This window comes from Streptomyces sp. NPDC002057 (genome assembly GCF_040296665.1).
Lineage (GTDB): Bacteria > Actinomycetota > Actinomycetes > Streptomycetales > Streptomycetaceae > Streptomyces.
In genome coordinates this window covers 136165-156830 of the sequence record NZ_JBEOXR010000007.1, presented here as the reverse complement: position 1 = coordinate 156830, position 20666 = coordinate 136165, and the positions used below count along the sequence as shown (strand labels likewise).

Sequence of the window (20666 nt, the reverse complement as noted above, 5' to 3'; positions counted from 1 at the left end):
GCCCGGGCGGGTAGGTTCACCCCGTGAGCGAGAACACGCACGACAAGCTGCCCATCCGGATGCTCCACGACCGGGTCCTGGTCCGCACCGACTCCCCGGAGGGGGAGCGGCGTTCCGGCGGCGGCATCCTGATTCCGGCGACGGCGGCCGTCGGCCGCCGCCTCGCCTGGGCCGAGGTGGTCGCGGTCGGCCAGAACGTCCGTACCGTCGAGATCGGCGACCGGGTGCTCTACGACCCGGAGGACCGTGCCGAGGTGGAGGTGCGGGGTGTCGCGTACGTCCTGATGCGGGAGCGCGACCTGCACGCGGTGGCCGCGGACCGGTTCCAGGGGGCCACGGACTCGACCGGGCTCTATCTCTGAATTCTTTCGGCTCTGATTCTTCTGGCCGGTGAAGGCCCTGGTGACCATGGTCACCAGGGCCTTCGGCCTTTCTTTGCTAGCCTGGAGACATCCCGACGAGACGCGCCGTACCGGGCTTTCGACAAGACGACGCAGCCTGTTGTTCCGTCTCGCGGAGGTGTTGTCGTCATGGCCTGGATTCTTCTTCTCGTCGCGGGTCTGCTCGAGGTCGGCTGGTCGATCGGTATGAAGTACACCGACGGTTTCACGCGGCTCTGGCCCAGCGTGTTCACCGGTGTCGGGATCGTCGCCTCCATGGTGCTGCTGTCGCAGGCCGCCAAGACGCTGCCCATCGGTACGGCGTACGGCGTGTGGGTCGGGATCGGCGCGGCCGGTGCGGCGGTCTTCGGCATGGTGGTGCTCGGGGAGCCGGCGACCGCCGCCCGGATCTTCTTCGTCTGTCTGCTCCTGGTCGCCGTGGTGGGACTCAAGGCGACCTCGGGTCACTGACGCGGGCGGCCCGCGCCGGTGTCCGTGCCGGCGTTCGCGCTCGCGGACGGCCTCCCGCTCGTGTGCGGCTCGGCGTTCGTGCGGGGCTCGGTGTGCGCACGGGGCTCGGCGTTCGTGCGGGGCTTCGCGTGCGCACCGGGCTCGGTGTTCGCGCGGGGCTTCGCGTTCGTGCGGGGCTTGGCGTCGGTGGCGGGCCGGGGAGCGGGGCCCGGCGCGGCCGGTCCGCGCGGGCCTGTTCCCTGCCCCGGCCCTGTTCCCTGCCCCGGCCCTGTCCCCGGCCCTGTCCCCGGGCCTGTTCCCGGCGCCGCTCCCGGCCCCGCCTCACCCGTTTCGTACGACTCCTCGGTTCCGTCGGGCCGCCCGCCGGTTCCGTCCGGCCCCTCGGGCCGGTCGAGCTTGTCGGGCCTGCCCGGCCTGCCCGGCCTGTCCGGCCTGTCCGCAGGTCCCTCGGGAGCCGCTTCCAGGTTTCCCTCCGCGGAGGTGGACCCGTCCGGGCCGTCCGGTGCCGGCGGGACCTGCGGCATGTCCTCCGCCCCCGGCATCAGCCGGAGGTCGAAGTCCCGCGGTGCCGTCCCGGCCAGCGCGTCCCGGGTGAACTGGCCCCAGATCTCGGTGGGTGCCCCGCCTCCGTTGACGCGGGCCTGTCCCAGGGCCCCGTAGAGCGACTCCTGCCGCCCCGTCTCCGGGTCCTGGCCCATCAGCGCGACCACCGTCGCGAGCTCCGGGGTGTACCCGGCGAACCAGGCGGCCTTGTCGTCCTCCGCCGTGCCCGTCTTGCCCGCCGCCGGGCGCCCGGCGGCCTGCGCGGCCGTTCCGCTGCCCACCTCGACGACGCTCCGCAGGATGGACGTGGTCGTGTCGGCGGCCTCGCGGCTCACCGCCTGCCGGGCGACGGGGGCCGGCGCGGCGATCTCCTGGCCGTCCCTGCTGATCCGTTCGACCAGGGTGTACGTGCCGTGCCGGCCGTGCGCCGCGAGGGTCGCGTACGCCGTCGCCATGTCGAGGACGCTGGCCGTGGCCGGGCCGAGCGCGATGGAGGGGGAGGCGGTGAGGTCGGGCGTGGTGCCGGGCAGGCCGAGGGCGATCGCGGTGCGCCGGACGTGCCCGGGGCCGACGTCGACGGCCATCTGGGCGTACACGGCGTTCACCGACAGGTTGGTGGCCGCGCCCACGGCGATCTCGCCGTAGCTCTCGTCGTCCTCGTTGGCGGGGTCGTACGGGCTGCCGCTCCAGCCCTGCACCGGGCGCCGGTTGTCCCCGTCGTACAGGGTGTACGGGGTGATGGGCTCGCCGTACTGGGTCTGCGCCCCGCTCTGCACGGCCGCGGTGAAGACGAAGGGCTTGAAGGTGGAGCCGACCTGGTAGTCGCGGCGGGTGGCGTTGTTGACGTACTGCCGGGTGTAGTCGACGCCGCCGTACATCGCGAGGACCTCGCCGGTCGCCGGGTCGAGGGCCGCCGCGCCGACCCGCAGGTACCGGTCGGCGGGGACTCGCGCCGGGTCGAGCTTGCTGACGACCCGGTCCTCGACGGCCTGGACGAGCGCCTCCTGTTTGGCGGGTTCCAGGGTGGTGGTGATGCGGAAGCCGCCGCCGGCGAGGGTCTTCTCGTCGACGATGCCGTGGTCGGTGAGGTACTCCTCGACGGCCTGGACGAGGTAGCCGCGCTGTCCGGACAGGCCGTTCGCGGGGCGGGCGGTCTGCGGGAGGGGGAAGGGCACGCCGACGCGGTCGGCGGGTGCGAGCCAGCCCTTGGTGACCATGCCGTCGAGGACGTAGTTCCAGCGGGCGACGGCCTTGGCGCGGTTCTCGGGGTGGGTGGTGACGTCGTAGGCGCTGGGGGCCTTGAGGAGGGAGGCGAGGTACGCGCCCTCGGCGGTGTCGAGGTCCTCGACGTCCTTGCCGTAGTAGGCGCGGGCGGCGGCCTGGACGCCGTACGCGTTCCGTCCGAAGTAGCTGGTGTTCAGGTAGCCCTGGAGGATGTCCTGCTTGCTCTTCTCGCGGCCGAGCTTGATCGCGATGAAGAACTCCTTGGCCTTGCGGGTGAGGGTCTGCTCCTGGCCCAGGTAGTAGTTCTTGACGTACTGCTGGGTGATGGTGGAGCCGGACTGGCGGCCCTTGCCGGTGACGGTGTTCCAGGCGGCGCGGACCATCGCCTTGGGGTCGACGGCGCGTGAGGTGTGGAAGTCGCGGTCCTCGGCGGCGAGGACGGCCCGCCGGACGGTGAGCGGGACGCGGTCGAGCCGGACGTTCTCGCGGTTGACCTCGCCGTCGCGGGCGAGGGGGGTGCCGTCCCGGTAGAGGTACACGTTGGACTGGGCGACGGCGGCGGCGTTGGCGGGCGGGATCTCCACCAGGAGGTAGCCGGCGGCGAAGGCGCCGGCGAGGAGCAGGGTGCCGAGCAGGAGGAGCCCGAAGAGGGTGCGCAGGACGCGCCGGACACGGCGCTTCGGCGCGGGGGGCGGCTTCGGGCCGGGGAGGGTGGGGTCCCTCGGTTCCCAGCTCGCGCGGACCGGCCGGGGGCCGTCGGCGCCGCTGGTACCGCTGGTACCGCTCGTACCGGAGGAAGGGGGCATGGCATCTCATACTGCCCGCAATATGACGAAAGTCCTGAATACGACCCGAAGGTGACGGGAAATCCGGTCGCGGCACCCGGACGGACCTCGCTAGGGTCGTGCGCTTCGGCGTTTTTCCCTGCGTGAGGGACGGGGTGACCCGGTCCCGGAAGGAGGAACGGCATGCTGCGGCTGTACGCGACGGTGGCCGCGGGCGGCTTCCGGCGCCATGCCACGTACCGGGTCGCGACGGCGGCGGGGGTCTTCACCAACACCGTCTTCGGCTTCATCCTGTCGTACACCTACATCGCCCTCTGGGACGAACGCCCGCAGCTCGGCGGCTATTCGATGGACGACGCCCTCGCGTACGTGTGGATCGGACAGGCTCTGATCACGGTCTGCGGGCTGATGGGCGGCGGCTTCGAGGAGGAGCTGATCGAGCGCATCAGGACCGGGGACATCGCGGTCGACCTCTACCGGCCGGCCGACCTCCAGGCCTGGTGGTTCTCGGCCAACCTGGGCCGTTCGGGCTACCAGCTGCTCGGCCGAGGGGTCGTCCCGATGCTCGTCGGCTGGCTCGCCTTCCGCTTCACGCTGCCGGCCGGGCCCGGCTCCTGGCTCGCCTTCCTGCTCGCCGTGGCGCTGGGCTCCGTGGTCGGCTTCGCGATCTGGTACCTGGTGGCGATGAGCGCGTTCTGGCTGCTCGACGGCCAGGGCGCGACGCAGGTGGCCTGGCTGAGCGGCCTGTTCTTCTCGGGCATGCTCCTCCCGCTGAACGTCTTCCCGGGCACGCTCGGCGAGGTCGCCCGGGCCCTGCCGTGGGCGTCCCTGCTCCAGGTGCCGGCCGATGTGTACCTGGGGAAGTACGAGGGCCGGGGGCTGGCGGGGGCGTACGCCTTCCAGGGGTGCTGGGCGCTGGTCCTGTTCGGCGCGGGGCGGGCGGCGCAGAGGGCGGCGACGCGGAAGGTGGTGGTGCAGGGTGGCTGAGGTCCTGTACGGGGAGGGGGACGGGGATGCGGACACCGGGCGGGGGTCCGGGTCCGGGTCCGTGTCCTCCGGGTCCGCGCCCGTGTCCTCCGGCTCCCGGGTCTCCGGTTCTCCGGTCGGCTCCTGGGCCACGTACCGCATGGTGGCGGGCATGTGGATCCGCTCCACCATGGCGTACCGCTCGTCCTTCGTCCTCACCCTCGTGACGAGCTTCTGCGTCACCTTCTTCGACTTCGTCGTCATCCTGCTGATGTTCGGTCAGGTGGAGGGGCTCGGCGGCTTCACCTTCGCGGAGGTCGCCCTCCTGTACGGGACGGCGGGCACGTCGTTCGGGATCGCCGACCTGACGATGGGGTCGCTGCAGCGGATGGGGAAGCGGGTCAGGGACGGCTCGCTCGACACCTTCCTGATGCGCCCGGCGCCGCTCCTCGCGCAGGTCGCGGCGGACAAGTTCGCGCTGCGGCGCTTCGGCCGCGTGCTCCAGGGGGTCTTCGTCCTGGTCTGGGGCCTGATCCTGCTCGACGTGGCGTGGACGCCGCTGAAGGTGGTGCTGCTGCCGGTGGCTCTGGTCTCCGGTGCGGTGATCTTCGCGGCGCTGATGACGATCGGCGCGGCGACGCTCTTCTGGATGCAGGACGCGACGGAGGTGACGAACGCCTTCACGTACGGCGGGAACACCCTCCTCGGATACCCGCCGACGATCTTCGCGCAGGACCTGGTGCGGGGGGTCGTGTACGTCGTGCCGCTGGCGTTCGTGAACTGGCTGCCCGCGCTGTACGTGCTCGACCGGCCGGCTCCGGCGGGGGTGCCGGAGTGGGCGGCGTTCGCCTCGCCGCTGGTGGCGGCCGTCTGCTGCGGCGTCGCGGGGCTCGCGTGGCGGGCCGGGATCCGTTCGTACCGATCGACAGGAAGCTGAGGGCCGTGCCGTTCATCGAGCTGGACTCACTGGAGAAGGTCTTCACGGTCCATCGCAAGGCGGGCCTGTTCCGCCGCGAGAAGCGTGAGGTCAGGGCGGTCGACGGCATCAGCTTCGGCGTCGAGCGCGGCGAGATGGTCGGCTACATCGGCCCCAACGGCGCCGGGAAGTCGACCACGATCAAGATGCTGACCGGCATCCTCACCCCCACCGGCGGCCGGCTGCGGGTCGCCGGCATCGACCCGTCGCGCGAGCGGACCAGGCTGGCGCAGCGGATAGGGGTGGTGTTCGGGCAGCGGACGACGCTCTGGTGGGACCTGCCGCTGAAGGACTCGTACCGGCTGATGCACCGGATGTACCGCATCCCCGACGCCCGCTACCGGGAGAACCTCGACCGCTGCGTGGAACTCCTGGAACTCGGGGAGCTGCTCGACGTGCCCGTACGCCAGCTCTCCCTGGGGCAGCGGATGCGCGGCGACATCGCGGCCGCGCTCCTCCACGACCCGGAGGTGCTGTACCTGGACGAGCCGACGATCGGCCTGGACGTCGTCTCGAAGGCGCGGGTGCGGGAGTTCCTGAGCGATCTGAACAGCACCCGGGGCACCACGGTCCTCCTCACCACCCACGACCTCACGGACATCGAACAGCTCTGCTCGCGGGTGATGGTGATCGACCACGGGCGGCTGATGTACGACGGGGAGCTGGCGGGCCTGCACGCCGTGGGCGAGAGCGAACGGCTCCTGGTGGTCGACCTGGAGCGCGAGCTGCCCCCGATCGACGTCCCCGGCGCCCGCTTCGTACGGTCGGAGGGCCCCCGCCAGTGGCTTGCCTTCCCGGCCACGGCCTCGGCGGCCCCGCTGGTGTCGGCGGTGGCGGCGAGCCATCCCCTCCTGGACCTCTCGGTGCGGGAGCCGGACATCGAGACGGTGATCGCGAAGATGTACGGGGGAACTCGGGACGAGCGCCGGGAGTCCCTGATGTAGGAGGTCGGCTCATGGTGAGTTTTTCGTACACGGCGGCGGACGAGGAGAAGAGCAGAGGCGTCCGCCGCATGAAGGCCCTGGCGACGGCGCTGCTGGCGGCGGTGGCCGTGATCTACGCCCTGGCCACCTGGGCGGAGAACGCGGGATGGGGCTCCTGGGCGGGCTATGTCGCGGCGGCGGCGGAGGCGGGCATGGTCGGCGCGCTCGCGGACTGGTTCGCGGTGACGGCGCTGTTCCGCCGCCCGCTCGGCCTGCCGATCCCGCACACGGCGATCATCCCGACGAAGAAGGACCAGCTGGGCGCGTCGCTGGGCCAGTTCGTGGGCGAGAACTTCCTCTCCGCCGACGTCGTACGGGGCCGGCTGGCGGCCCTCGGCATCGGCAGCCGCCTCGGCACCTGGCTGGCGAACCCGGCGCACGCCGACCGCGTCACGGCGGAGGCGGCCACGGCGCTGCGGGGCGCCCTGACCGTCCTGCGCGACGCGGACGTCCAGGCGGTCGTCGGGGAGGCGATCACCCGGCGGGCGGAGTCGGCGGAGATCGCGCCGGGCCTCGGCAAGACCCTGGAGCGGATCGTCGCCGACGGGGCCCACCACCGGGCCGTCGACCTGATCTGCACCCGCGCCCACGACTGGCTGGTGACGCACGGGGACTCGGTGATGGACGCGGTGCAGGGCGGGGCGCCCGGCTGGACGCCGCGCTTCGTCGACAAGCGCATCGGCGAACGCGTCTACAAGGAACTCCTCCGCTTCGTCACGGAGATGCGGGACATGCCGGCGCACCCGGCGCGCGGGGCGATCGACCGCTTCCTCACCGACTTCGCGGCCGACCTCCAGGCCGACACGGACACCCGGGCCCGCGTCGAACGCCTCAAGTCGGACCTCCTGGCCCGCCCCGAGGTCCAGGACATCATCGCCTCGGCGTGGTCCTCGGTCCGCAACCTGATCATCGCGGCGGCCGAGGACGACCGCAGCCAACTCCGCCTCCGCGCCCGCGCGTCACTGATCTCCCTGGGCAACCGCCTGGCGACGGACCCCCGCCTCCAGTCGAAGGTCGAGGGCTGGGCGGAGGACGCGGCGGCGTACGTGGTGACGACGTACCGGGGCGAGATCACGTCCCTGATCACGGACACGGTCGCGGGCTGGGACGCCACCCAGACCTCGAAGAAGATCGAGGCGAACATCGGCCGCGACCTCCAGTTCATCCGCATCAACGGCACGGTGGTGGGCGCCCTGGCCGGCCTGCTGATCTACACGGTGAGCCACGGGGTGGGGGGCTGAACACCAGCGGCCGGAGCCCGGCCGCGACACGGACTCACCCGTGGGCGCGGGCCCGGGCCGTGGGACGGCCCGGGCCGTTGCCCCGGCTCAGGCCTTGTCGCGGGTGACGGCCCACGAGGCGGCGGCGACGGCGCCGGCGACGGAGAACACGGCGGGCCAGGCGCCGATCTTCTTGGCGAGGGGATGGGACCCGGCGAAGGCGGCGACGTAGGCGGTACCGAGCCCGGCGGCCACCTTGGCCCCACCGACCTGCTGCCACTCCCGAGCGGCCAGCGCCCCGGCCCCGGCGAGCACGACCCCACCGAGCGGCCGCCTCTTGGTCCACCGCGCCACGGCGTAACCGCCCACGAGTCCGGCGGCGGCTATGACGGGGGAGGGGATGCGGGGCATGGTGTCACCTCGGGGTCGATTGCATGTATGTCCGTACGAGCCTAACGAGGACATCGTGCGGATGACGTGGCACCCGTCGAGAAGGTGCCGTGCGCTGTGGGCGGGAGCGCCGAGTCGTGTCGGCGCCCCCGCGACCGCAGGTCAGGACAGCAGGCGATCGAAGAATCCGATCTGTGGATCCTCGGGCGTGCCCACGAGCAGGGCGCGGTCGAGGAGGATGTTGTTGTGCTCGCAGCTTGTCTCCGGGAGCATCACGCAGGCGTGGCAGGCGGCAAGGTTGGTGCCGCCGGTGCCGGACGCCTCGGACTCGACGCAGAGCGGGTCGGAGGAACACCACTCCGCGCGGCGTACGGCGGCGGCGATCGTGTGGGCGAGGCGGTCCGGTTCACCCTGGGCGACGAGCCCCCCGAGGCTGCCCGCAGAGTCGCTGGTGGCCGTGTAGACGAGGATTCCCGCCATGGCGTCGTCGGCGTAGAGACGCTCGCGAAGGGCTCCGGCGGGGTAGCCGGCGTCGAGGCTCCACTCATTGATGAGGACATGAGCCAAGGTGTGGAGCAGCACCATGCGAGGGGTGGCCGGGGACGTGGGAGCACGGGTCGGGTCGGCGGCGCGCTGCTGGATGAGTCTCTCGTGCGCGGTACGCATTCGTTCGGCGCGCGCCGCCACGGCGGCCGAGCGCTCCCACGCGGCGAGGCGCGTGTCGTCGAGACGGAGAAAGACGCCCTCGCCGCGGACCTCCATGGCGGGGAGCCAGGTCAGTCCCGATGTGGAGAGGGCGGCTTCCCTGCCGTCGGTCGTCGAATCCAGGTCGGCGAGGCGGGTGAAGGCCTTGAGCGCGCGAACCTCGCGAAGTTTTTTCACCAGCATGGGGCCTGTGACACCGGGCGGGAGGTCCGCCGGATTCCCGAGGGGTGTCTCGCAGATGAACTGCTCGTCGCGAGAACGTTCGCGTTCGTCGTTGCCGGCGCGCAGACGCTCGTACTCCTTGTGACGCAGGGCGCGGTACCGGTGGTCGAAGGTGGGGGCCTCCTCGCCCTCGGGGTCCTCCTCCTGTTCGGCGTCCAGGAGGGCCATGACTTCGTCGACGGATACGGGGATCTCTCCCTTGAACACGAACTTCAGGCACATCTCGACCTCTTCGCGCCCGTTCAGGCTGCGGAGCTGCTCCCAGTGCTCTGCGAGCGGATCGGCACGGCCATCGCTCCATGGGGGGATGGAGAGCGCCGACCTGAGCACCGGTTGCCATACGGCGGACGAACCGCGCTGGAGTGTCCGGGCGGTGCAGTCGCAGGGATCCGGGGGCACGGAGGTACCGAGCCACGGACGGGTGCCGCGACAGCGGAGCCCGAGGTCCTTCAGGGCGTTCCTGCGGAATGAGCCCTCCATGGAGACCTCCGGCACCCCGCAGGTGCACGAGACGATTACGGAGCGGAGGGACGAACTGCGCCCCGAGGAACGCAGCTTCAGAGTCCCCCCGCACTGGCCGGCAGTGATCGTTCCGGAACCTGCGGCACGGTGGACCCAGTGCCAGTAGGGGAACTCGTCGAGATGTCCGGCCTCGCAGGCGATCACGAAGCGGGAGGGAACCAGGTCTGTCTCACATGCGCCACAGATGCTCCTGCCGGGGGGCGGGTTGAAGTCGCGGTGCCGACGCAGATCGTCGCATTCGGGGCAGGATTGCATCATGGGAAAGCGGCGGACCCGGACTCCGTCCTTGCTGGCCTCGTCGGACGCGGGAGGCAGCCGGAAGTCGTGGACGCCGAGCAGCCGGGCGAGTCGCCGTTCGTAGATCTTCGGTGACTCGCCGGAATTCCATTGAGAGTCTGCTCCGTCCAGGCCGGAGACGATGAAGGACTCGTGGTCGACGGCGACAAGAGACCCGACCCCGTACGTCGTGATCATCTGGGAGCGACGGACCGCGCCCCGACGGAGGAGGTTGGGGGCGGGAGCTCGGCCGTTCCGGCCGATGACGCGGCGACGTGCGGGGGGTGGGGTCATCGGGATGCCTCCATGAACAGGGCGGACTCGGCGTCGACGTCGCGCAGGCTCCACAGGGTGGGCCACGCTTCGGCGCCCTCGGACTCGTCGTCGTACGACTTCAGGAGTGACGGCGTGCGGTCGCCCTTCCGCTGCTCGAAGAGCAGGCCACCGTGCAGATCGGCCTCGGCACACCACCACTCGACGAATTCGTCGAAGGCGCGGGAGACGGCCTCGGTCTCCGTGGGGCCGGCGGTGGCGACGCGCCGGAGAATGACGGCCTTGATGTCCGTGCGGAGCCGGTGCTCGTAGGACTCGACCCGCCCTGCGGCGTCGTTGGCACGGGCCTCCGGAAGGAAGATCCGAGCGAGAGCGACGATCACTGCGTGCAGGCCGCGTTCGCGCGCCCGAGCGGAGAAGGGGGTGACGGACGTGGACTCCACCTCGCGATACAGGGCGGAGTGGAAGTGCAGGAAGTTCTCGTAGTGGGAGCGGTCACGGGACCGGGTCGCATTGAGCATGACGGCGACCAGGCCGGGGTGGGCTCGGCCGACGCGGCTGGTGGCCTGGATGTACTCGGCGGTGGTCTGCGGCTGGCCCATCACGGCCATCAGACCGAGCCGGTCCACGTCGACACCCACCGCGATCATGTTGGTGGCGAGAAGAACGTCCACGGTATCCGCATCCGGGAGCTTCTTCTCGATGCCCTTGAGGCGGGTGGGGATGTCGCTCGCGTCGACCCGGCTTGTCAGTTCCGAGTAGTTGGTTGTGGACCTGACCTCCACGCCTTCTCGATCGGCGAGCAGCTCCAGATAGGCCACGACGTCGTCGTGGACCTGGAGCTCGGCGGCGGAGAGAAGCCGGAGGCTGTTGAAGTACCCGACGAGGCTCCAGTACGCGTCACGCACCTCGTCCGCGGTCCGCGCCTGCTTGGCACGGTGCATCAGCGTTGCGTACGTACGGATGAGGAGAGTGGACTGGCTCGTGGCGGGAGCCAGAAGCCCGACGTAGCGGCGGCTCGCCTTCTCCCCGCGTGGCGTCTCCACCGCGAACCAGGAGTCGCGGGAGTCCAGGCCGGCGGGCGGGAACTGGTGCACGTCACGATCGAAGAGGCTGAGGCCCTGGGCCGAGGCTCGACGGATGGTCGCGGTGGAGGCGATCACCTTGGGTCGCTCGGCGAGGGCGTCCACAGCGGTCTCGTAGAGTCCGGTGAGCGTCCCGAGCGGGCCCGAGATCAGGTGCAGCTCGTCCTGGACGATCAGCTCGGGGGGAGGGGTGCGGTCGGTCGGGTCGTCACGGTTGAAGAGGGAGGCGGTGGCCGGCCGCCACGGCATCGAGGCGAACTTGTCGACAGTGGCGATCACCAGGGTCGGTCGGGCGTCGTAGACGGCCTCGTCGATCAGGTGGACCGGTAGGCCGTCCGAGAAGGCGCAGTCGCCGGCGGGACAGCGGACGTACATCCGCTTGGCGTCCGTGTCGATGTCGTAGTGACGGGCGTCGAGGCGCGTGCCGCACCACGAGCAGGCGTGCAGCTGGACCGGGTTCTTCGTGGCCAGACGTCTACCGAGGTCCTTGCGGAGTTCGGTGAGCTTCGCCTCGGCCTCCTCGAGTGTGTTGGGAGTGGCGGAGCGCCCCACCCACATTCCGATGGAGAACTCCTCGACACCCAGCTCGTCGGAGTGATCGCGGCGCATCCGCTCCATGGCGCACAGCAGGATCGCGGCCCGTTCGAACTGTTGAAGCGTGAGAAGCCGCAGCGTGTAGCGCATGAGTACGGTGACACCACCGCCGTCCGCACCGCGCCGGATGCGACGCAGGAAGGCGGTGAGCGCGATCAGACCGAGGTAGGCCTCGGTCTTGCCGCCACCGGTCGGGAACCACAGCAGATCGGCGATGCCCCGGTCTTCGTGCTCCGGGTCGTCGATGCCGGCCAGGCAGAGCAGTACGAACGCGATCTGGAACGGTCGCCAGCGGCCGGCGGACGCGTCCGGGATGCCGACACGCCCTGCCTTGACCCAGGCACTGCGGGCCCGCTGATCGGCCATGGCCCGGTTCGCGAGCCGGAAGGCCCGCATCAGGTCCGGCTTGTCGCCGAGGAGCTCGATGCCCTTGAGGATCCTTGCGAGCGCTTCGCGACAGGCCTCGACCTGGGCGGCGGCCGGCTTCTCGTGCGGGGTGCCGGAGAGGGCGGAGGCCTCTGCTTCCTTGCGGGTGATCCAGTGCTCGTACCCTGCGGCCAGGGCTTTCAGAGCGTCCAGGACGTCGGTGTCCGAGCTGTCGGCGAGGCCGAGCATGGACAGCGCGGAGCTGTCGATCTCCGGGTTGGAATCGGTGAGCAGTACGTCGACGGTGGGCACGAACTCGCTTCGCACCTCGGTCACCGCGGCCCGCCTGGAGTCGGTCATCCCGATGGGGGGCGGCGTCCAGTCCCATTCGGCGGCACAACCGTGGCCGACGGCGAAGGTCGGGGCATGACGGTGGAGCAGCCGGCTGGTGGCGACCTCGGGGTCGTGGGCGGCAACCGGTGCGGGACGCTCGACGAAAGCGCTGGAGCCGTTGGTCGCGCGGACGGTGAGGCCGCACTGGAAGAACGACGATGCGTCCTGGAGGTCGTACTCGCCGATCCGCTGCGTGTTCACCAGTGTGACCGTGACCGTGACCGCGCCAGTGACATCGGGGCGGCGGACGTTGACGCGCAGTGCGGCGCCGTGGCCGAGCTCGACTCGCAGAGCGGGGTCCGGCGAGGTCACGTCGACCCAGGTCTCCGGCAGCACCAGCACCTTGCGTCGCCACTGCTCCTGCTGGTCGGAGGTGGTGCGGGCCTCGGCACGGCGAGCCGGGACAGGGCGGCCTTCCGAGTCGTTCGCCTCGTAGACCGCGGCCCGGGCCCGGATCACGATCGCATCGCTTATGGCCGGGTCGACCGCGAAGGTGAGGCCCATCGACGAGGGCCGGCGGGATCCGGCGGCGCCGATCTCGTCGGTGGGGCCCGACTCCTCGACGTCGTCCCGGGAACGCATCGGTACGCGGTCCGCGCCGTCCTGCTCCTCCTCGTCCTCACGGATCCGCTCCTCCGCGGCCGGGTTCGCGGACCTCGGGTAGAGGACGCCGGTGAGGTAGCGGTCGATCGGGGCGTCCTGGACGAGGACCTCGTCCCGGTCGTCCGGCGCGGCCTCGGTGGAGGGACCGAGGAGTTCACGGCGCAACCCCACGAGGAGTTCCTCGTCGCGTACTCGGTAGTGCTCGTCGTGTCGGCCTTCCACGTGGGTCATGCGCTCATCTCCTCGTTGTCGTCAGTCCGGTGGTACTGACCGATGCCGGTGATCCGAGGCGCGATCCACACACCTCGGTCGCCGAGGCCGGCATTGGCGCCCGCGGCGGTGCTGCCGCTCACGGTCTCCAAGGTGTCGATCCGTATGCCGTGGATCGCATCGGGCCACCAGGGGTCCCAGGTCCGATTGACCTTCTGTACCTGGAACAGTTCCTCGCGGAACGTCTCAGAGGCCTCACCGATCTCCCGCCCGGCGTGCAGGAGGACGTACGGCGGGCTCTGGTGTTCTCCCGCCGGAAGATCGTGGCGCTTGCGGAGCACCACTTCGTGCCCGGGAAGAACATGCTCGAGGAGGTAGGCCTGCGTCATGACAGCGTGGGCCTCGGGACCGGGCGGACTGCTCCGACAGACGTCCCCCGCCCCGGAGACGATTCCGAACCGGTCGTAGGACCGCCATCCGCCGACGTACCTGCGGCCGTTTCTCCTGCCGCCCGCGCGTCTCAGGATCGGCAACGGGGGGGAGCTGACGTGGTAGAGGTCATGGCGGGCACGCGTCATCGCCACGTAGAGCGCTCGGGCTTCGGCGGGGAGGTCCAGCTCGTCCTTGAACTGCTTGCGGAGTTCGGCCGCGGTCGGTGGGATCAGGACGATCACCCGGTCGAACTCGAGCCCCTTGGCCCGGTGCACGGTGGTGACGACGATCCGTGAGCTCTCCGGGTCGGCTGCTTCGTCGGGGAACCGGCCGTCGGCGACGGAACGGCGCAGCCGCTCCAGGTCGAGTGTGTTGCGCCCGCTCCCGCGCGCGGCGCGCCGCAGTGCTGTCCACAGGGCGGTCGCGTTCGGCTCGAACGGCAGTGGGATCTCTCCGAGCAGAGCTCGGAAGCGATCCTCGGCGAGGCCGCTCGCTTCGGTGCGACGGAGCAACTCGGCCACCCAGTATGGGACCGGCCGCTCTTCCAGGGGGCGTCGCAGCCGATGTGCGATGCCGTGCTCGTGGAGGAGACCGGACACCACCATGGCCTGTCGATTGTCGCGGGTGAGGATCGCGCATGTGTCGGACAGGCCGCGCAATCCGTCCAGGGTGTTTCGATCCACGAGGTCGCCCAGTCCGTTCGCCGGGTCCATGAGCACCTCGCGCAGTTCCTCGTAGAGGACCTGCGCCGGCTCCTCGTCGGCGAGTCGTTGCAGTTGCGGGCCGTACGGCAGAGCCACCCCGGCCTCGGGCGTGTCGGCTCGGAAGTTCTCTGTGAGGTGCAGTTCCACCAGGTCGTCCGGGAACGAACAGCGCAGCCAGTCGAAGAACCGACCGGTCTCGTCGGCGCGTTCGGCCAGGTCCTCGACCTGGAAGCCGTACACGGTCTGGGCGGCGTCGCCGACGACGGTGAAGCCACAGCTGGCCTGATAGCGGTCGAGAAGGGTTTCCACCAGCTCCCGACGGCCTCCCAAGAGGTCCTGCACCTCGTCGATCACGACATGAGCCGGCGGAACGGCGTCACCCGTCTCCAGCACACCCTTCTCGATGGCCCGCGCTGCGGCCGCGATCCGTCCCTCGAAGCCGACCGAGCTCCATTCGTCGTCGGGGTGGGCCTGCCGGAGCACCCCGTACGCCCATGCGTCGAAGGTCTGTGCCCGGACCCGGCGCGCCCGGTCCCCGTGCCGGGCGATCCGCTCCCGCAGCTCCCGCGCCGCGGCCCGGGAGAAGGTGAGCACGAGGATCTCGGCCGCCTCCAGGGCCTCCTCCGGGTCCTCGTGGCCGCACAACGCGTCGAGCCGGCGTACCAGGGTGTGCGTCTTGCCCGCCCCTGCCCCTGCTGTGACCAGCACGCGCGCGCCCCAGGGCTGCTCGACGACGGTTCGCTGCTCGTCCGTGAGCGGAGGGCTGTCGAGGTAGGTGTCGGTCACGTGCGGCTCCAGAGGTGCTCGAACTGGTTGAACGCGAGCTGGGTGTCGAAGTTCGCGATGTTGTCGCTGACGTTGAGGATCAGGCAGGTGTCCTTGCCTCCGTTCCTGGGACCGCGCAGGCCACGACCGATCATCTGCTGGTAGACGTTGGTGCTGTAGACGGGGCGGGCCACCACCACGACGCGGGTCGCGGGCGCGTCGAACCCCTGAGTGAGGACGCCGTAGTTGGTGAGAACCCGGATGCGGCCCGTGCGGAAGTCCTCGATGCGGCGGCGCCGGTCCTGGGCACTGGTCGTGGAGTCCACGGCAGCAGCCGGCACACCGCGGTCGTTCAGCATGGCCGCCAGGTACTTGGCGTGGTCCACGGAGGTGGCGAAGAGCAGGGTCGGCCAGTTCTCCGGGAGGTCGACCACCTCGTCGACGATGCGGCGGCTGCGGGTGTGGTCGTCGGCGAGCCGCTGCTCGGCGGCGCGGGAGAGCATCGCCATCCGGTCGGCCTGGACCTTCTCGTCCCGCGTCAGTTCGATCCGGCCGCCTTCCAGAGTGCGGTGCTCGACCTGTGCGAGCATCCCCCATTCCTGGAGGTCCCGGTACGGGTCGCCGGACGGGAAGACACCCTCGTCGAGCCGCTTGTTGCCGAAGCGCTTGACCAACCGGTCGGTCTCCTCCTCGTTGGTGTTGCGGAACGGGGTGGCGGTGAGGCCCAGCAGGTGGCGCTTCGTCTCGTACTGGGTGAGTCCCAAATATCCAAGGATCGCCGTATATCGCTTGGAGACGGCGGTGTGCGCCTCGTCCACGATCACCAGAGAGGCCTGCCGCAGCCATGCGTATGCCTCGGTGTCCAGGCACCGTTCCAACTTGGCGTCCGTCGCGATCACGAGGTGTGGATGGTCGACGACGTCGCCGACCTCGTTCGTGCTCCACAGCCGGCTGATGGCGAGCGGTCGTTCGGCGCCCACCTTGCTCCAGACGAACTTCCAGCTCTGAGCGGCCTGCTCGCACAGCTCCTCGGTCTGTGCGATCCACACCAGCGGACCCTTCAGATCACCCACCTGCTTCACCCACCGGATCACGGCCTCCGCGGTGACCCGGGTCTTGCCTGCGCCGGTGGGCAACGACAGCATCGCGCGCTGCGGGGCCAGCCGGTCGAGCAGGGTGCTGATGTTGCGGACCAGGTCCTCCTGGTAGTCGTGGAGTCGGGGGAAGTCCTGGGGGCCGTCCACCGTCTCGAAGGCCGGTGGCGAGGGGGTCCTGGAGCCGGCGAAGGTCACCGGGAAGCGCAGATCGGACACGAAGGCGATGGCCGCCGAAGAGCCTCCGTAAGAGACCGGCGCGTTGGGGATCCGGGCCTGGATGTCCCGGGCGTGCTGCTGGAGCACGCCGTCGCCGTGCGCGTTGAACGCCATCTGCGCGATCCTGTGCGAGGACGGCTCCGCACCGTCGTTCTCCTGGAGCTCGGCCTCCATCAGCCCCTCCGGAAGGCCTGATCGCAGTGCTTCCGCACCGATCAGCAACTCGATCTTGGAGACCACTTCCACAGCGTCGCGGACGGCCTTGATCGCTGCCCTCGTCTCGCTGTCCCTGGCCATGCGCTCCTGGTGCTCCAGCACCGCCTTGCAGCCGGCCGCACCGAGCCCCAGCTCCAGCTCCCGGTCGATGAGGCGAAGCATCGACTCGGGGTCCGAAGGCACGCGGACCTTCACCGTGCCGCCCTGGCGCACCGCGTCCAGCTGACGGGGCCTGGTGCCGTTGGGGGTGCGCGTCACCTCCTCCAGTTCGGTGCACCGCTGCACCAGGCTGTTCCGGTTGGTTCCGCCGAGCCGCTGGCGCAGGGCCGGGTACAGCTCGACGAGGGCCACCGGGTCGCCGTCCGGGACTTCGCGGGTCTCCTTGCTGATCACGTCGGCGTAGCGGAGCATTCCCCACTTCTCGACCATGAGGTCGGCATCAGCCGCCTTCGGCACCAGAAGGGCGGGAAGCTGTTCGGCGCGGAGTGCCCGGTACTCGGCCGGGCCGACCGCGACGGTGATCTCTTCGTCCGAACGATTGCTCCAGGCGTCGCCCACGCGGCAACGGGTCAGCGAGTCCTCGGGAAAATCCGCGCCGAACCGGGTCAGCATCACGTACGTGGCGCCCACGAAGGTGTCGTCCTCGCTCTTGGACACCTCGGCGAGAAGGGTCTCCCAGCGTCCGGCCGGGACTTCGTCGACCGTGGTCGGCATATGCAGCTTCCGTGCCTTCTCCGGGGAGATGTCGGCGACCGGCAGCACGTCTCGATACGCGGCCAGCTGAGGCCCGACGGCCTCGCGCAGCGGCTTGATCCCTTGAGAGGTGGATACGGTTCCGTACTTCCGCAGCATCCATCGGATCGGTGAGGCCACGGCCTGGCGGGTGTTCGTCTGCACGCCGATCCGGAGGGTCCAGTTGTCGACGACGGCGTCGTCGGGCAGCGCCTTCAGGAAGGCGGCACGCGACTCCTCGGACAGTGAGTGGAACAGATGCAGGGGGCCCCCGACCGCGGATCCCTCCACCTTCATCCGACTGAGGGAAGGGCGGGGTGCTCGATCGTCCAGGGTACGCAGATAGGCGGAACGGACCGCCTCCCGGTACTCCTCGAACCATGCCTCGCCCTCCGGCCGCGCGGCGGCCGAGGGGCGCTCGCGCAGACCGATCTCGGGAAAGTACGCGAGGTCGTCCGAGTGGAAGTCCTTGTCGACGGCGATACGAGGGTCCCGCCTCGCGTCGACGACCACACCCGGCAGCATGCAGTCCCGAACGGGTCGGAACCTTCCGTCGGCGGTCCGTACCCGCAGCGTCTCGCGCGGACTCGGAACGCGCTCCAGTACCTTGTGGGCCAGCCGCCGCCCGCCGGCCTGACGGAACAGGTGCCAGAAGCGCTCCCATTCGGCGTCCCCGTACTCGTCGAAGCCTTGGTCGAGGACGCTGACGAATCGGCCCTCGGCGTCCGCCTCCTGGATGCCGAGGGCGTTGAGAGCATGGGCGAGCGACGGGTTCGCGGCGATCTCGTCGACCACGTACACGAGGGACTCGCGCAGGCCTCCCTCATCGGCGCGTCGGAAGACCCGGCCGGGCACCGCAGCGACCAGCCCGTGCTCATCGGTGAGTACGATCCGCGCCCGACGAGCCTCCTCCGCGTACGGGGAGCGGATCTCGACCATCTCCGCGAGGATGCGGATAGCCACAGCCGATGCCTCCGGGGTGGCGGACTCGACGAGTGCCTCCAGCCACTCCCGGACGCCGGTCCTCTCATGTCCGGCCGCGCCCAGAATGTGCTCCACCTTGCCGGATCGCAGGGGGTCGGCCTCGACACCGGGGTGAAGCCAGTCGGTGGGACGGCCAGGGCAGGCGTGCCACATCCGCAGCCATCCGAGGAGTCGCTTCTGGTCCTTGTCGAAGCGCGGGTGGATGTGCAGATCGGTCGGTACCCGCAGCACTCCGTCCTGGTCCGGGAGCGACGGGCTCACGGCGGCGCGTGCCCAGATCTCCCGGGTCAGGAACTCGTCCGCCCAGCTGATCGCCTCCTTCACGCGGCCGGGCAGGAGCGGCAGATGTGCGGCGGGGTCGTCGGCAGGAGCCAGTCGCGCGAGCGAGTCGACGACGAGACCCGCCGAGACGCGGATCATCTCCTCGTTGAAGGCCGAGGAGTCCAGCAGGTTCTGACGGTCCTCGTTGGTCTTCCAGGCGCCGTTGAGGATGCCGCTCAAGGACATCTCGTACTTCGTCGGGAAGAACGACCAGAAGCGTCCGCGTCCTCGCGCCTTCGGGGACAGGTACAGGCCGCTCTCGGGGTCCTTCTCCAACGCCGGTACGGCCCAGGCCAGATCGAGCTTGAGGCGGTCGTGCAGTTCGCCGGCGTCGGCCCGGGCTGCGGCGCCGGGTTCGTGGGTGAGGGTGAAGACCCTCCAACGGTCGGCGACGATCGGCTTCCCCGTCCGCTCCTCGTGCACGGTGTGCAGGTCACCTGCCTGCTCGGAGGCCAGCACTCGGCGAACGGCGAGGCGGGGGCGACGGTCCTCCAGAACGACCTTCGCCACGTGGGGGGAGAGGAGCTGGAATCCGATGGGGAACTCTGCGCGTGACGAGGCGGCCGTCCGTCCGCCGTGCATGTCCTGGGCCAACCGTTCCGAGGCCCCGGGGAGCAGGGGCAGACGCACGACTGTGGCAGCCCATTCCAGCAGCTCGTCGAGAGTGGGGTCCTGGGAGCGTTCGACAGCCATGTCGAGAGGGCGGGCCATGCGCAGAACCGGTGCCTCGAAATCCACGCCCAGCCGGTCTCCGACTCCGGGCACCGCTCGAATACGCTCGTGCGCCCATTCGCGATCGAATCCGAACGAACCGGAGGTGCTGAAGAACTGCGGGGTGTCGGTGACGACCAGCACTGATTTCACACCCACGCCGAATCGGCCGATCTGGCCGCCTCGCTTGCGTGACACGCTCATCCGCAGAATGGTCTCCGCGCCCTCGGCGGAAACGGGAGCTCCCTCGTTCGCGCAGTAGAGGTGCGTCTCGGTGAGGACGACGTGGACAGTACCGCCGGGATGCGTCGCGATCTCGTCCGCCGCGTTCTGCACGAGCTCGAAAAGCTGACGGTCACCGTATCCACCCTGAGTGATCCGCCGCTCGCTGTTGGCGTGCTCGGGAACGAGGCCGGGGTCGACCTCGTAGGTCTGCAGTACGCGCGTCGATTGTTCGAGGACGGTACGGATGACGGGGGAGTCGGTGGCTGGCATGTGTCTGCGGCTCCTGGAGTCGAGGAGGAGGTGAGGGACAGGGGCCGCGGCGGGCCGGCCCGGTGCAAGGACCCGGTCGAGACCGGTGCTTTGCACCGGGCCGGCCCGCCGCGGAACGACGGGTACACGGTCAGTCGTCATCGCGGGGGAGATCGAGACCGAGCTCGTTGAGGTGGTCGGGCGTCTCCCCGTACATTTCGGCGATGTGCTTCCGTGTGGCGTCGTCCGGCGCCATGGCGAGTTCCAGCCAGGACGAACTGAGCTCCCTCCCGGACTGAGGCGGAGCGTAGGGCGGGTGATAGGGCCCGTGCTGCGAATCCGGGTTCCCCGATGCGTCTTCCAAGAAAATCTCTCCGTCGCTTCTGAGACCCGTGACAGAATTCGACACGGGTCGTTGATGTGGGCACACTTTATTGCCGCCCCACTGCAGGACTTTCCTGCTGCAGGCGGTTCGTGATCAACGGTAGGGGACTTCTCCCCGAAGGCGCCACACGATCTGCGGAGTTCGTCTTGTGGATTTCCTGGAGCGTGTGAAGTGGACGGTCGGAGGATTTGGCAAAGAATGGAGCTCTCCCCCGGCCGCCTCGGTGATCTGCCGGGCGGGACGTTTTGCGTCACCTCTCAGGATATGGATCTTGCGGGGTCGCCGCCACCGAAATTCGGTCGACTCCGAGGGATCGATTCGAGCCTCGGGCGAGCTGGCCCCAATGTGAAATGGGTGATTCCGGTACGCATTTTCCGTTTCGATGCTTTTCTGTCGAATCAGTACTCGGGTCGTGGCGAGGAGGTCCCGTCAAGCGGCAGTT

Annotated in this window: 12 protein-coding genes and 1 riboswitch; of the genes, 6 read left to right on the top strand and 6 right to left on the bottom strand. The window is 70.0% G+C overall.

Features of this window, described 5'->3' with window-relative positions; all coding sequences use genetic code 11:
- Positions 1-23: 23 nt before the first annotated feature.
- Positions 24-362, top strand: coding sequence for a GroES family chaperonin (locus ABT129_RS08835; RefSeq protein WP_073807849.1), 339 nt, complete (start codon positions 24-26; stop codon positions 360-362).
- A 74-nt stretch (positions 363-436) separates the two neighbouring features.
- Positions 437-498: riboswitch (guanidine-III (ykkC-III) riboswitch) on the top strand.
- Positions 499-530: 32 nt separating this feature from the next.
- Positions 531-851 carry a DMT family transporter gene (locus ABT129_RS08830; RefSeq protein ID WP_351898382.1) on the top strand — a complete coding sequence of 107 codons (321 nt, stop codon included), beginning with the start codon at positions 531-533 and terminating at the stop codon, positions 849-851.
- Here the strand turns inward: ABT129_RS08830 and ABT129_RS08825 are convergent.
- A complete protein-coding gene (locus ABT129_RS08825; RefSeq protein ID WP_351898380.1) occupies positions 845-3424 on the bottom strand; it encodes a transglycosylase domain-containing protein in 2580 nt (859 codons plus the stop codon). The two genes, ABT129_RS08830 and ABT129_RS08825, sit on opposite strands and share 7 nt — an antisense overlap.
- 165 nt (positions 3425-3589) lie before the next feature.
- On the opposite strand from ABT129_RS08825, the gene ABT129_RS08820 reads away from it, so the two are divergent.
- From ABT129_RS08820 to ABT129_RS08805, 4 genes are all read left to right on the top strand, one after another.
- On the top strand, positions 3590-4390 hold the full coding sequence (locus ABT129_RS08820; RefSeq protein WP_351898540.1) for an ABC transporter permease: 801 nt from the start codon (positions 3590-3592) through the stop codon (positions 4388-4390).
- 139 nt (positions 4391-4529) lie between these two features.
- Positions 4530-5306, top strand: coding sequence for an ABC transporter permease (locus ABT129_RS08815; protein WP_351898537.1), 777 nt, complete (start codon positions 4530-4532; stop codon positions 5304-5306).
- A 5-nt stretch (positions 5307-5311) separates the two neighbouring features.
- Positions 5312-6289 (top strand): ABC transporter ATP-binding protein, encoded by a 978-nt coding sequence (locus ABT129_RS08810; protein ID WP_351898378.1) that lies wholly within the window; start codon positions 5312-5314, stop codon positions 6287-6289.
- An 11-nt stretch (positions 6290-6300) separates the two neighbouring features.
- Positions 6301-7569 (top strand): DUF445 domain-containing protein, encoded by a 1269-nt coding sequence (locus tag ABT129_RS08805; RefSeq protein WP_351898376.1) that lies wholly within the window; start codon positions 6301-6303, stop codon positions 7567-7569.
- Between the two features lie 87 nt (positions 7570-7656).
- Here the strand turns inward: ABT129_RS08805 and ABT129_RS08800 are convergent, their stop codons facing one another.
- The 5 genes from ABT129_RS08800 to ABT129_RS08780 all read right to left on the bottom strand — a co-directional run bounded on the left by ABT129_RS08800 (position 7657) and on the right by ABT129_RS08780 (position 19860).
- On the bottom strand, positions 7657-7959 hold the full coding sequence (locus tag ABT129_RS08800; protein WP_351898375.1) for a hypothetical protein: 303 nt from the start codon (positions 7957-7959) through the stop codon (positions 7657-7659).
- 141 nt (positions 7960-8100) lie between these two features.
- A complete protein-coding gene (gene drmB / locus ABT129_RS08795; RefSeq protein ID WP_351898373.1) occupies positions 8101-9957 on the bottom strand; it encodes a DrmB family protein in 1857 nt (618 codons plus the stop codon).
- Positions 9954-13208, bottom strand: coding sequence for a helicase-related protein (locus tag ABT129_RS08790; RefSeq protein WP_351898370.1), 3255 nt, complete (start codon positions 13206-13208; stop codon positions 9954-9956). Before ABT129_RS08790 ends, drmB begins: the two co-directional genes overlap by 4 nt.
- The gene (locus tag ABT129_RS08785) at positions 13205-15109 is read right to left on the bottom strand and encodes a UvrD-helicase domain-containing protein (protein WP_351898368.1); all 1905 of its coding nucleotides are present in this window, start codon (positions 15107-15109) and stop codon (positions 13205-13207) included. Before ABT129_RS08785 ends, ABT129_RS08790 begins: the two co-directional genes overlap by 4 nt.
- Complete coding sequence (locus ABT129_RS08780; RefSeq protein ID WP_351898366.1) at positions 15106-19860, bottom strand: sacsin N-terminal ATP-binding-like domain-containing protein; 4755 nt, start codon at positions 19858-19860, stop codon at positions 15106-15108. The genes ABT129_RS08785 and ABT129_RS08780 overlap by 4 nt, the downstream gene beginning before the upstream one ends.
- Positions 19861-20666 lie beyond the last annotated feature (806 nt).

Coding starts and splice junctions, on each gene's coding strand:
- ABT129_RS08830 (WP_351898382.1), top strand. CDS start 531: ATGGCCTGGATTCTTCTTCTCGTCGCGGGTCTGCTCGAGGTCGGCTGG.
- ABT129_RS08825 (WP_351898380.1), bottom strand. CDS start 3,424: ATGCCCCCTTCCTCCGGTACGAGCGGTACCAGCGGTACCAGCGGCGCC.
- ABT129_RS08815 (WP_351898537.1), top strand. CDS start 4,530: ATGGTGGCGGGCATGTGGATCCGCTCCACCATGGCGTACCGCTCGTCC.
- ABT129_RS08805 (WP_351898376.1), top strand. CDS start 6,301: ATGGTGAGTTTTTCGTACACGGCGGCGGACGAGGAGAAGAGCAGAGGC.
- ABT129_RS08800 (WP_351898375.1), bottom strand. CDS start 7,959: ATGCCCCGCATCCCCTCCCCCGTCATAGCCGCCGCCGGACTCGTGGGC.
- drmB (WP_351898373.1), bottom strand. CDS start 9,957: ATGACCCCACCCCCCGCACGTCGCCGCGTCATCGGCCGGAACGGCCGA.
- ABT129_RS08790 (WP_351898370.1), bottom strand. CDS start 13,208: ATGACCCACGTGGAAGGCCGACACGACGAGCACTACCGAGTACGCGAC.
- ABT129_RS08780 (WP_351898366.1), bottom strand. CDS start 19,860: ATGCCAGCCACCGACTCCCCCGTCATCCGTACCGTCCTCGAACAATCG.